The following is an 11997-nucleotide window of genomic DNA, read 5'->3' as shown; positions in this document are numbered from 1 at the left end:
CGATGGACCGCACGCGAATCGCCGGCCTGCAATTGTTGTTTGGCTGGCTCAACCTGGTGCTGGCCGTACCCAGCATCTACCTGATGTTCGGCATGCCGCTGGTCATGCGCCAGTACGGCTGGAGCGGCACCGAGATCGGCCTGTTCCAGCTCGCCGGGTTGCCGGCGGTGTTCAAGTTCCTGCTGGCCGTGCCGGTGCAACGGGTGCGTCTGGGCAAGGGCCATCTGGTCCACTGGATGCTGCTGCTCGGCGCGGCGCTGCTGGTGCTGTACTGGCTGATCGGCCGACAGAACCTGATCGAGCAGCGCATGCCGCTGTTCGTCATGACCTTCGCCATCAGCATCATCGCCACCTGGATGGACATCCCGCTCAACGCCCTCGCGGTGCAGTGGCTGCCGCGCAGCGAGCAGTTGCGCGCCGGCAGCATTCGCTCGGCGGCGCTGTTCCTCGGGGCGATCGTCGGTGGCGGCGCCATGCTGCTGATTCAGGCCCGGCTGGGCTGGCAGGCGCCGTTCCTGATCATGGGCGTGGCACTGGTGATTGGCGTGGTGCCGCTGCTGGTTCTGCGTCGACGGCCGCAACCGGTGGAACCCGCGTCGGCGGCGCCGTCCGGTTTCGTCGCCGACTGGATGAGTTTCTTCAGCCAGCCGGCGGCGCGTCAGTGGACCTGGCTGCTGCTGACCGCCTTCCCGTTCATCGGTGCGGCCTGGCTGTACCTGAAACCTCTGCTGCTCGACCAGGGCATGCCCATGCAGGAAGTCGCCTGGGTCGTCGGCATCGCCGGCGGTGCCACCGGCGCCGTGTTCAGCCTGCTCGGCGGTCGTTTGCTCAGCGTGCTCGGCACGGCGCGGGCGATCCTGCTGTACCTGTTCGCCGCCCTGCTGGCGTTGGTGCTGCTGACCGTCACCGTGTGGCTGCGGCTAGGCCCGGCCTGGCTGATCGCCAGTGCGTTGTGCCTGGCGGCGAGCATGGGCGCGGTGTCGGCCTTGATGTTCGGCCTGACGCTGTTCTTCAGCCGGCGCCAGCGCACCGCCAGCGACTACGGCCTGCAATCGAGCCTGTTCGTCATCACTCGCCTGGCCGCTCCCGTGGCTGCCGGGCTGCTGCTGGACCGCCTCGGCCACGCCGGCATGCTCGCCTGTCTCAGCACCGGCCTGCTGCTGGCGCTGCTACTGGCCTGGCGGGTACGCCACAGCATCGCCGGCAGTGCCGAAGCATTGCTGGTCAATGAACGCCACGCCACTGCCGGCGTGATCCCCATCGTTACCGAGGGCAAAGCATGAAGCCGCGTATCGTCGGCATCTGCCTGGTCAGCCGCAATCGCGCGCTGCAGGAGGATGTGCAAGCAGTGCTTGACCGGCTCAACCACTGGTTGGGCCATGAAACGTCGCTTAACAGCCAGCACTGGCCGGACAGCGATTCGCAGTGCCTGTACCGGCAGGTGGCCGGGCAAGCCGAAGCCTATGTGCGCGAGCACGCCCAGGGTCACGATCTGTATCTCGACCTGCGGGTATTCGACACCGCCGCCGACGCCAGCCTGGCGCTGGCAACCGCCAGAAGCGAAAGCGACTACGTGCTGTTCGACACCCGCCACCTGCACGCTCAACCCGACAGCGACCCGCTGGTGGAGCTGCTCGACGCCCAGCCCGAAGCCAAGCGCTCTCCCAGCTCGGCGCTGCTGCTGTGTGACGAAGAACACCTGCAACACTGGCTACTGCGCCTCGGTGGCAACCGTCTGGTGCGGGTGCCGCATCCGACGCAAACCTTGCGCCGCGCCGATCTGCTGCGCCTGTTCGTCGATCACCTGGAACACGCCTACTTCAACCGCCTGCTGGCCCGCACGACGCTGCAGTCCAGCGAGCCGGTGGCGTTGGCGCGGGACATCCAGCAGCGCATGGATGCGCGCTGGGGCGAGCACTGGGATTGCCACTTTTTCACCGGCTCCATGGTCGCGGGTTTCCTCGATTCCATGGGCGCGCTGTTGCGCGGCAGCGGTCGCGGTTTCCACACCGCCAGCAACGAGCACGCGCTGGCAGTCAGCGCGCTGGCCGGCTGGCAGTTGTACCGCCGCGCGTACGTGATCGTCATGACCTCGGGCATGCTCGACGAACTGCGCGGCACCCTGGCCAACCTCAAGCGCGCCGGCGCGCCGGGACTGGTGATCTGCGCCGACTCGCCCGAGTCAGTCTGGTTTGCCTTCCAGGGCAGCCTCGATTGCGACAACGATGGCCATCAGGTGATTGCCGCCCGCGGCCTGTGGCAGCGGTTTATCCGTCGTCCCGACGAATCCCGGGAAAGCGTCGAATCCGCCTTCGCCGCGCTCGATGCCACACCCGCGCCCACCTTCCTGTTCGCCACCCAGGCGGTATTGGAGTCGCGGGTCGAGACCGGTCCGAGAGAGTCGACAGCACCGCAACCCGCCGCCGCCAGCGAACTCAATGACAACCAACGCGCCGCCCTCGACGGTGTGCTGGAAGTGCTCAACCACGAGCCGGCGCGCATCCTCTGGCAGTGCGGCCGACTCACCGAGCAGGAGCGCGAGCGCGTCATGGCCCTGGCCAAACGCTGCGGCGTGGCGCTGGCCGACAGCATCATCGCGCCGGGCAGCGTGAGCGCCTATCAAGACCAGGAACCGGTGCTCAACTACCTTGGCCCGCTGTCGATGTACGGCTTCAGCCGGCGAATCCACGCCTTCCTCGAACAGCCGGACGCCGACGAAGGCAAACCCTGGCTGTTCTTCCTCAAGAGCAAGATCGACCAGTCGGCCACGCCCTACTCCGAAGGCCGGCTCAAGCGCCTGTTCCACATCGTCCAGATCAACCGCCGCCGCGAGCACATTTCGCCCTTCACCGAAGTGGCGCTGGAGCTGCCGCTGGCCACGGTGCTGGACTATCTGGAGCCGCGCCTGAACGTGCCGCCGCCCTTGTTGCAAGCGCGCCGCGAGCGCTTGCAGCGGCTGCAGCGCACCCGCGAGGCGCTGCCGAGCGATCAGGTCGAAACCCTGCCGATGACGCCGAACTTCTTCTTCCATCGCCTCGGCCTGCTGCTGGCCGAGCTGATCGAGCGCGATGGTTATCGCTACACCGGCGTCTACGACGTCGGCCGTTGCAGCATCTCGGCCATGCGCAACCTGCCGCGTACCGACGCCGGCTTCTCCGGCTGGTATGGCCGCGCGCTGATGGGTGACGCGCTGATGTCACTGCCCTACATCGCCCTGAACAACAGTCAGCATGTGCTGGCGTTCATCGGTGACGGTGCCCGCGCCTTGGTGCCGGACATCGAACAGCGTTTGGCCATGTGCCTGGCCAGCACAGCGGACGCCGCCCAGCGCAACGTCACCGTGCTGTACCTCTCCAACGGCGTGCTGTCGATGATCCAGACCTATCTGGACAAGCGCTACGCCTGCCATGGCGCGGCGCAGGTCAACGTGCCGCTGAACGGCGGGCCGGTCTGGGAAGAACAGCCCTTCGGCCCGATCAGCATCTGCCGCGCGCGCCTGCTCGCGTTCTGCCCCGACACCCTGCGCCAGGCCCTTACCGCGCCTGGTCGCCTCAACTTCTTCGACGTCTGGCTGGGCCACAACTCGGAGGGCGACGGCTTGAGCCTCGTCTCCGAAACGGCCTGGAGCCGCCTCAACGCAGAGAGCCACTGATGAAATTCGGATTCATTGCCCACCCCACCTCCACCGGCCTGCTGCATCAGGTCAAGCTGGTCGACCTGCTCGACCGCACGCTGGAAGAACAGGCCTGGGGTTACGACAGCGCCCGCTGGCGCCAGCGCAACCTGGTGCCCTTCGTCGATTTCGGCCGCATCGTCAGCGCTTGCGGCGCCGAGTGCTCCGGCATCCTGCAGTTCATGCCGCTGACCGCCGAGCAGATGCTGCGCCAGCCGCGAGCCATTGCCGAGCGTGTGCTGCAAGGGGTCAATTCACTCAAGGCCGAGGGCGCCGATCTGGTCGGCCTGGGCGGCTTCACCGCGATCGTCGGCAACCGTGGCCTGGCGACCATGGAACAGGCCGACGTGGCCGTGACCACCGGCAATTCGCTGACCGCCTACGCCGCCTACATCAACCTGCTGGACAGCCTCACCCTGCTCGGCGTCGCCCCGGAAAACGCCGAGGTGGCGGTGCTCGGCTACCCCGGCTCGATCGCCCTGGCGGTGGCGCGGCTGCTCGCCGGCCATGGCTGCCGACTGCGCCTGGTACACCGCGGTAACCAGCGCCAGGCCGAGGCGCAGCTCGAATACCTGCCGGCGCAGTACCACGCGCAAGTCAGCCTGCATGACAGCATCGAGGACTGCTACGCCGACGTCCGCTTCTTCGTCGCCGCCACCTCCAGCGGTGGCCTGATCGACCCGCGTCGGCTGCTGCCCGGCTCGGTGGTGATCGACGCCGCGCTGCCCAAGGACGTGATGGACGTTCCTCATACCCGCCGCGACATCCTGTTGGTGGATGGCGGTCTGGTCTCGGCCAGCCCAGCGGTGCACCTGGGCATGCGCACCATGGGCCTGGAACCCAAGCGCAGCATGAACGGCTGCCTGGCCGAAACCATGATCCTGGCGCTGGAAGGCCGCGCCGAAGCGTTCTCCATCGGCCGCGAATTGCCGGCGGACAAGGTGCTGGAAATCGGCGCCATCGCTGCCCGCCACGGCTTCACCCCATCGCCCATGGCCAGCAACGGTGAAGCCCTCGCCAGCGACGATTTCGGCCGCCTGCGCCGTCATCACCACGGCCAGCGTCCGGTGCGAGCGAGCGATGCCAAAGACGACCCGATGAACCTGCGCCGCGAGGTGCTCAACAGCTTCGGCGAGCACATCAACCCGGTGCTGCGCGAGTTCTACCAGTTCAACCATATCGAGCGGGTGTTCAGCCACGGCGAAGGCTGCTGGCTGACCGACCTGGACGGCCGTCGCTACCTGGACTTCGTCGCCGGTTACGGCTGCCTCAACACCGGCCACAACCACCCGGCCATCAGCGCGGCGCTGCAGCGCTATTTGCAGCAACAGTTCCCGACGTTCATCCAGTACCTCTCCGCGCCCCTGCACGCCAGCCTGCTGGCCAAGCGTCTGGCCGACCTGGCGCCGGGCGGCCTGTCGCGGGTGTTCTTCAGCAACTCCGGCACCGAAGCGGTGGAAGCGGCACTCAAACTGGCCCTCGCCGCCAGCGACAAACACACCGTGCTGTACTGCGACAACGGCTATCACGGCAAGACCCTCGGCGCGCTCTCGGTGACTGGCCGGGCCAAGCACCGCAAGCCGTTCGAACCGCTGCTGCCGCGTTGCGACAGCCTGCCGTTCGGCGACCTCGACGCCCTGCGCACGCGCCTGACCAAGGGCGATGTGGCGGCCCTGATCATCGAGCCGATCCAGGGCGAAGGCGGCGTGATCCTGCCACCGGAAGGTTATCTCGCCGGCGTGCGGGCGCTGTGCGACGAGTACGACTGCCTGTGGATTCTCGACGAGATCCAGACCGGGCTAGGCCGTACCGGCAAACTCTTCGCCTGTGAATGGGACGGCGTCGCGCCCGACATCATGGTGCTGTCCAAATCGCTGTCCGGCGGCCTTGTGCCGATTGGCGCGACCCTCTCACGCGAAGCGGTCTGGCAGCGTGCCTATGGCGACATCGACACCTTCGCCCTGCACACCTCGACCTTCGGCGGCGGCAACTTCGCTGCGGCGGCGGCACTGGCGGCGCTGGACGTGCTGGAACAGGACGGCCTGATGGCCAATGCCGCCGAGGTCGGCGCACACCTGCAACAGGGCTTGCTGCACATCGCCGAGCGCTACCCGTTCATCAAGGCCGTGCGGGGTCGCGGGCTGATGCTCGCCATCGAGTTCCAGAACAGCATGGCCGGCGGCATCGAGGCGCTGGTGCGAGAAATGGCCGGGCGCATTCCGGGCCAGGCGGCGGCCACCTACCGCATGCTTTCGGGCACCGCGCGGCGGCACTTGGAAGCGGCGATGGAAGAGCTGGAACAGAGCCTGGAAGACATGTTCGTGCTGCGCCTGATGACCAAGCTTTCCGAGGACCACGGCGTGCTCACCTTCGTCACCGCCAACAACAACCGGGTGATGCGCATCCAGCCGCCGCTGGTGCTGAGCGTCGACGAGGCGGACCGGTTCCTTGGGGCGTTTGCTGCGGTTTGTGAGGACCTGGCCACGTTCGAATCCTGAGGGGGGTTGCTAGCGACAGGTTGACGCGGAACCTGTGGGAGTGGCTGTTAGCCGCGATGGGCCGCAAAGCGGCCCTAAATCCATCCAGCACCTTGTTTCTGGCTGGCCTGGATCTCACATTCAGCCATCCTCAAGTTCAGACGAAATACCCGATTTAGGCAGCCGCCTCGTGCTGGATGGTTTTGGGGCCGCTTTGCGGTCCATCGCGGCTAAAGGCCGCTCCCACAGGTTGCGCGCCAGCCCCAGCAGATCTCATAGCTTTTCCGCGCTTTGCCATACGAATCCCCCGCCTACCCCGATTGCAACTTTTCCTGTCACATTTGAAAATAATTCCAGTTCGTATCTACTGAATGGAAGAAAGCGATATGACCTTACCGCCGCTGGTCGAACCCGGTGCCGAGCTTACGCGCGAGGAAGTGAACCGCTACAGCCGTCACCTGCTTATCCCCAACCTGGGTGTTACCGGACAACGCCGCCTGAAGAACGCCAAGGTGCTGGTCATCGGCGCCGGTGGCCTTGGTTCGCCGACACTGCTGTACCTCGCTGCCGCCGGCATCGGCACGCTCGGCGTGATCGATTTCGACCGGGTTGACGAGTCCAACCTGCAACGCCAGGTGATCCACACCGTCGACAGCGTGGGCGAGCTCAAGGTGGAAAGTGCCCGCCAGGCCATCGCCCGCCTCAACCCGCTGGTCAAGGTGATCACCCACAGCGACCGTCTCGAACCGGACATGGCCGTCGAGCTGTTCTCGCGCTATGACCTGATCCTCGACGGCACCGACAACTTCGCCACCCGTTACCTGGTCAACGACGCCTGCATCCTCGCGGACAAGCCCTACGTGTGGGGCTCGATCTTCCGCTTCGAAGGCCAGGCCTCGGTGTTCTGGGAAAACGCCCCGGACGGTCGCGGCCTCAACTACCGCGATCTCTACCCGGAGCCACCACCGCCGGAACTGGCGCCGTCCTGCTCCGAAGGCGGCGTGCTCGGCGTGTTGTGCGCGGCCATCGCCTCGATCATGTCCACCGAAGCGATCAAGCTGCTGACCGGCATCGGTGACCCGCTGCTCGGTCGCCTGATGGTCTACGACGCCCTGGAAATGAGTTACCGCGAACTGCCGATCCGCCGCCTGCGCAACCGCCAGCCGGTCACCGCGCTGTCCGACTACCAGGCGTTCTGCGGCCTCAACCGGCCAGCGGCCGCAAACGACAGCGGCGTGCCGCTGATCAGCGCGCTCCAGCTCAAGTCGCTCAAGGATGGCGGCAAGGCCCCGGTGATCATCGATGTGCGCGAGCAGACCGAGTGGGACATCGTGCGCATCGACGGCGCCCTGCTGATGCCCAAGTCCGCCGAGGTCGCCAGCCAGATCGTTGCGCGCTTCGGGCATGACACCGAGCTGGTCATCGCCTGCAAGTCGGGCATGCGCTCCCAGGCCGTTTCCAGCGACCTGCGCAAGCTGGGCCTGGACAAGGTGCGCAACCTCGAAGGCGGCGTACTGGCCTGGGTCCGTGACGTCGAGCCGGCGCTGCCGACCTACTGAGGTGCAAGGCATGCCATTGCGCATCACCCGTGCGGCGCTGGAACAGATCCAGCGCCAGGCGGCCAGGGAGCATCCGATCGAGGCCTGCGGGCTGATCGCTGCGCCTTGCGAGGCAAAGGTCGCGGCGCGGGTGATCCCGATGCGTAACCACGCCGCTTCGCCAGTCTGGTTCAGCTTCGACCCCCGCGAGCAATTGCGGGTGTGGAGTGAGCTGGACGAACGCGACGAGGAATGCCGCGTGCTCTATCACTCGCACACCGCCAGCGAAGCCTGGCCCAGCCGCGAGGACATTGCCCACGCCCAGGACCCCGCGCTGCACTACCTGATCCTGTCCACCTGGCCCGATGCCAGGCACCGGGTCCGCAGCTTCCGGATCGTCAACGGCCGGGTATTCGAAGAACAACTGTCCATTCAGGAATGAACAGGACCGCCATTGACCGGCGGCCAGGACACCCCCTCAAAGGAGCATCACATGTCGGTTTCAGTCATGGTTCCAACCCTGCTGCGTCCTCTCACCGACGGGCAGAAAAAAGTCGAAGCCCAGGGCGAGACGGTTCGCCACATCATCGACAACCTCGACAGCCGCTACCCCGGGATCAAGGCGCGCCTGGTGCACGCCGACGAGGTGCACCGCTTCGTCAACATCTACGTCAACGACGATGACATTCGTTTCGCTGAGGGCCTGGCCACCGCCATCGCGCCGGGCGACAAGCTGACCGTACTGCCCGCCGTCGCCGGCGGCTGACCCCCGACGGCCTTTTCGCGGACTGACCCGCGAAAAGGCCCGCACCGAAAACCCGGCATTCCCACCGATCGCCCCACGCCAAGGTGCCCCACCATGCCCCGTATCCTGGATGACGCCAGACTCACCTGGCGCAGCGGCCCCTGCCTGCCCGCCTGGCAGACCTTGAGCGCAGCCTTGCAGCGCCAGGGTGAATGCCTCGGTGTGCAGCATGCCGAAAGCGACCCCGAAGGCCCGTCCCTGCAATTGCTGCACCCCGACTTGCATCCGCTCCAGACCCGCTTCGCCGGCTTGCCGGCACTGCCGCTGGAGTTGTCTACCGAATTCACGATCCAGGCCGCCTGCGGCCTCATGTCGGTGCACGGCCGCGCCAGTGGCAGGCCCCAGGCCCTGGGCGTGAACTACCTCGCCACCCTCAATGCCGCACTCGCCTGGCAAGGCAGCCTGGCCGCAGCGGTCGGCCAGTTGCGCGGCGGCGACTTCGCCACGGTCTCGCTGCAACCGGCCGCCGGTGCGCTGTTGAGCATCGGCCAATACCTGGCCGGCGCCACCGCCCCGGAAGATGCCGAACGGCTGCTGCCCGGCGCTGATGACGCCCTGGCCCGGCCGCCGTTCGTCTCCGCTGACGGCGTGCTGTTCGAACTGGAAACGCTCGACAGTCACCCATGGCGGCGTTTCTGGAATGCCCTGGAAGTCAGCGACGTCATCGCCGGCAAGGCCTGGCAGCGCTTCCTGTTGCGCTACGCCCGCGCTGTCGCGCCGATGCCGTCCGAATGCCTCGATGCCCTCGCTGGCTTGCCGCTGGCACGGATCCAGGCCATCGCCCTGGAAACGGGTGTGGCGCTGGTGCCGGTGCGCGGTCTGATTCAGCGTCGCGCTGACAGCGACTACGCGGCAAGCGCCGCCAGCCCCTGGCAACTGCAGCGCGGCAAGGCCGGCATGCCCGCCCGGCGCGCGGTCCCCGGGCGCTTGCCGCTGCAAGGCATTCGCGTGCTCGAATCCTGCCGCCGCATCCAGGGTCCGCTGGCCGGACACCTGCTGTCGTTGCTCGGCGCCGAGGTGATCCGCCTCGAACCACCGGGCGGCGACCCGCTGCGCAACATGCCGCCGTGCGCCGATGGCTGCTCGGTGCGCTTCGATGCGCTCAACCACCTGAAAGACGTGCGCGAGGTGGACATCAAGTCCGCCGCCGGTCGCGCGCAGATCCACGCGCTGTGCCAGGACGCCGATGTGTTCCTGCACAACTGGGCACCCGGCAAAGCCGCCGAATTGCACCTGGACGCCGCCGACCTGCACGCCACCCAGCCGTCGCTGATCCACGCCTACGCCGGCGGCTGGGGCGATGCCTCGATCGACGCGCCCGGCACCGATTTCACCGTGCAAGCCTGGTCTGGCGTGGCGGCCCGCATCGCATCCGCGTCGGGCACCCGTGGCGGCACCTTGTTTACCGCACTTGATGTGCTGGGCGGCGTGATCAGTGCCCAAGGCATCTGCGCCGCCCTGCTCGACCGCGAGCTGCATGGCCACGGCGCGCAGTTGCACAGTTCCTTGCTCGGCGCCGCCGACCTGCTGCTCGACAGTCATTGCGGCCAGCCCTCTCCAACGCTGTTGCAAGGGCTGTTCAGCACCGCCGACGGCCTGCTCGCCCTCGACTGCCAGACCCGCCAGCAACACCAGGCCCTGGCCCGGTTGCTGGGCGGCAACGCCGACCCGCTCCGCCTGCAGACACAACTGGCCGAGCACGGCAGCGAACACTGGGTGGACGCCTGCCTGCAGGCCGGCATTCCCGCCAGCGTCGCCCATGAAGACCTCACCCTGCTCGCCGCCGACCCGCGCGTGGCCCCGAGCCTTACCCAACGCGCCTACCGCTCTGTTCAATCACCGTGGAGTTTCCTATGAATACTGCCGGAATCGTTGACCTGGTCCCCCTGCACACCCGCCGCCGCTGGAGTGAAGACGGCAGCTATCCCAACCAGGATGTGTTCAGCCTGTTTCGCCAACGCGCCGCGCAAGCGCCGGACAAAGCCGCGGTGCTGTCGCCGGACGGCAACGTCAGTTACGCGCAACTGCTCGACGCCGCCCTGCGCATGGCCGCCAGCCTGCGCCAGGCAGGCATCGTCGCCGGCGATGTGGTCGCCTATCAGTTGAGCAACCACTGGCGCTGCTGCGCCGTCGACCTCGCCGTGGCTGCGCTGGGCGCGGTGGTAGCGCCGTTCCCGCCGGGACGCGGCAAGCTCGACATCCAGTCGCTGGTGCGCCGTTGCGACGCCCGCGCGGTGATCGTGCCCCAGGAATACGCCGGCATTGACCTGTGCGAAGTCATCGAGTCGCTGCGCCCGACCTTGCTCTCGCTGCGCATCCTGATTGTCGATGGCGAACCCCGTGCGGGCTGGTCGACCCTCGACGCGCTGCTCGACGCCGCACCCATCGACATCGCCAGCCTGCCCAAGGTCTGCCCCAATTCTCCAGTGCGCCTGCTGGTGTCATCCGGCACCGAGTCGGAGCCCAAGCTCGTTGCCTATTCGCACAATGCGCTGGTCGGTGGCCGTGGCCGCTTCCTGCAACGCATCAGTGACGACGGCGCCGAATTCCGCGGCCTGTACCTGGTGCCGCTGGGCTCGTCGTTCGGTTCCACCGCCACCTTCGGCGTGCTTTGCTGGCTGGGCGGTTCGCTAGTGGTGCTGCCGCGGTTCGACGTCGGCGAAGCGATCAAGGCCATCGAGCAACTGCGCCCGACGTTCATTCTCGGCGTGCCGACCATGCTCCAGCGCATCGCCGCCGAACCGGCCCTGGCCGACATCGACAAGTCGAGCCTGCGCGGCCTGATCTGCGGCGGCTCAGTGATCGACGAAGCCACCGTGCTGCGCTGCACCGAACACTTCGGTTGCGGCTTCATCAGCCTGTACGGCTCGGCCGATGGCGTGAACTGCCACAACACCCTGGACGACCCGATCGACGTGGTCCTGGGCAGCGTCGGCAAACCCAACCCGGCGGTGTGCGAGATCCGCATCATTGATGACCTGGGCCGGGAACTGCCCCATGGCGATGTCGGTGAAATCACCGCGCGCGGGCCGCTGAGCCCGATGCAGTACGTCAACGCTCCCGAGCTAGACGAACGCTACCGCGACGCCGAAGGCTGGGTGAAGACCGGCGACCTGGGTTTCATCGACCAGCAGGGCTACCTGGTACTGGCCGGACGCAAGAAAGACATCATCATTCGCGGCGGCGCCAACATCAGCCCGGTGCAGATCGAGGGCCTGGTGATGGGCCACCCGGATGTGGTCACCGTGGCGTGCGTTCCCGTGCCCGACGCGGACCTCGGCCAGCGCGTATGCCTGTGCGTGACGCTGCGCGAAGGCGCGGCGAAATTCGCCCTGGAGGACATCACCGGCTTCCTGCGCGAGCAGGGCCTGGAGGTGAACAAGCTGCCGGAATACCTGCGTTTCTATCGCCACCTGCCGCTCACCCCGGCGGGCAAGGTCGACAAACGTGCCCTCGCCGCCGATGCCGCCGGCCTCGGCGAACCTGTCCGGCAGGTGGGCTGAG

Annotated in this window: 8 protein-coding genes; all 8 read left to right on the top strand. The window is 67.1% G+C overall.

Going from position 1 to position 11997, the window contains the following annotated elements:
- The first annotated feature begins 2 nt into the window (after positions 1–2).
- The 8 genes from HWV67_RS30785 to HWV67_RS30750 all read left to right on the top strand — a co-directional run bounded on the left by HWV67_RS30785 (position 3) and on the right by HWV67_RS30750 (position 11996).
- Positions 3–1283, top strand: a complete 1281-nt coding sequence (locus tag HWV67_RS30785) for an MFS transporter (RefSeq protein ID WP_175653955.1) — start codon at positions 3–5, stop codon at positions 1281–1283.
- The gene (locus HWV67_RS30780; RefSeq protein ID WP_175653954.1) at positions 1280–3652 is read left to right on the top strand and encodes a decarboxylase; all 2373 of its coding nucleotides are present in this window, start codon (positions 1280–1282) and stop codon (positions 3650–3652) included. The genes HWV67_RS30785 and HWV67_RS30780 overlap by 4 nt, the downstream gene beginning before the upstream one ends.
- Positions 3652–6171, top strand: a complete 2520-nt coding sequence (locus HWV67_RS30775) for an aminotransferase class III-fold pyridoxal phosphate-dependent enzyme (RefSeq protein ID WP_175653953.1) — start codon at positions 3652–3654, stop codon at positions 6169–6171. The genes HWV67_RS30780 and HWV67_RS30775 overlap by 1 nt, the downstream gene beginning before the upstream one ends.
- Positions 6172–6536: 365 nt before the next feature.
- A complete protein-coding gene (gene moeB, locus HWV67_RS30770) occupies positions 6537–7709 on the top strand; it encodes a molybdopterin-synthase adenylyltransferase MoeB (protein WP_175653952.1) in 1173 nt (390 codons plus the stop codon).
- Between the two features lie 10 nt (positions 7710–7719).
- Positions 7720–8130, top strand: a complete 411-nt coding sequence (locus HWV67_RS30765; protein ID WP_175653951.1) for a Mov34/MPN/PAD-1 family protein — start codon at positions 7720–7722, stop codon at positions 8128–8130.
- Between the two features lie 51 nt (positions 8131–8181).
- Positions 8182–8454 carry a MoaD/ThiS family protein gene (locus HWV67_RS30760; protein ID WP_095155961.1) on the top strand — a complete coding sequence of 91 codons (273 nt, stop codon included), beginning with the start codon at positions 8182–8184 and terminating at the stop codon, positions 8452–8454.
- A 93-nt stretch (positions 8455–8547) separates the two neighbouring features.
- Entirely contained in the window at positions 8548–10350 is a 1803-nt protein-coding gene (locus HWV67_RS30755) for a CoA transferase (RefSeq protein WP_175653950.1), read from the top strand.
- A complete protein-coding gene (locus HWV67_RS30750) occupies positions 10347–11996 on the top strand; it encodes a class I adenylate-forming enzyme family protein (RefSeq protein ID WP_175653949.1) in 1650 nt (549 codons plus the stop codon). Before HWV67_RS30755 ends, HWV67_RS30750 begins: the two co-directional genes overlap by 4 nt.
- Position 11997: the final 1 nt, after the last annotated feature.

Origin of the sequence: Pseudomonas sp. Marseille-P9899 (assembly GCF_903166565.1) — a bacterium.
GTDB classification, from domain to species: domain Bacteria; phylum Pseudomonadota; class Gammaproteobacteria; order Pseudomonadales; family Pseudomonadaceae; genus Aquipseudomonas; species Aquipseudomonas huaxiensis.
This window is presented reverse-complemented; position numbering and strand designations above follow the sequence as displayed.

Excerpts from the sequence above, each read along its gene's own strand:
- HWV67_RS30785 (WP_175653955.1), top strand. The coding sequence starts at position 3 with ATGGACCGCACGCGAATCGCCGGCCTGCAATTGTTGTTTGGCTGGCTC.
- HWV67_RS30780 (WP_175653954.1), top strand. The coding sequence starts at position 1,280 with ATGAAGCCGCGTATCGTCGGCATCTGCCTGGTCAGCCGCAATCGCGCG.
- HWV67_RS30775 (WP_175653953.1), top strand. The coding sequence starts at position 3,652 with ATGAAATTCGGATTCATTGCCCACCCCACCTCCACCGGCCTGCTGCAT.
- moeB (WP_175653952.1), top strand. The coding sequence starts at position 6,537 with ATGACCTTACCGCCGCTGGTCGAACCCGGTGCCGAGCTTACGCGCGAG.
- HWV67_RS30765 (WP_175653951.1), top strand. The coding sequence starts at position 7,720 with ATGCCATTGCGCATCACCCGTGCGGCGCTGGAACAGATCCAGCGCCAG.
- HWV67_RS30760 (WP_095155961.1), top strand. The coding sequence starts at position 8,182 with ATGTCGGTTTCAGTCATGGTTCCAACCCTGCTGCGTCCTCTCACCGAC.
- HWV67_RS30755 (WP_175653950.1), top strand. The coding sequence starts at position 8,548 with ATGCCCCGTATCCTGGATGACGCCAGACTCACCTGGCGCAGCGGCCCC.
- HWV67_RS30750 (WP_175653949.1), top strand. The coding sequence starts at position 10,347 with ATGAATACTGCCGGAATCGTTGACCTGGTCCCCCTGCACACCCGCCGC.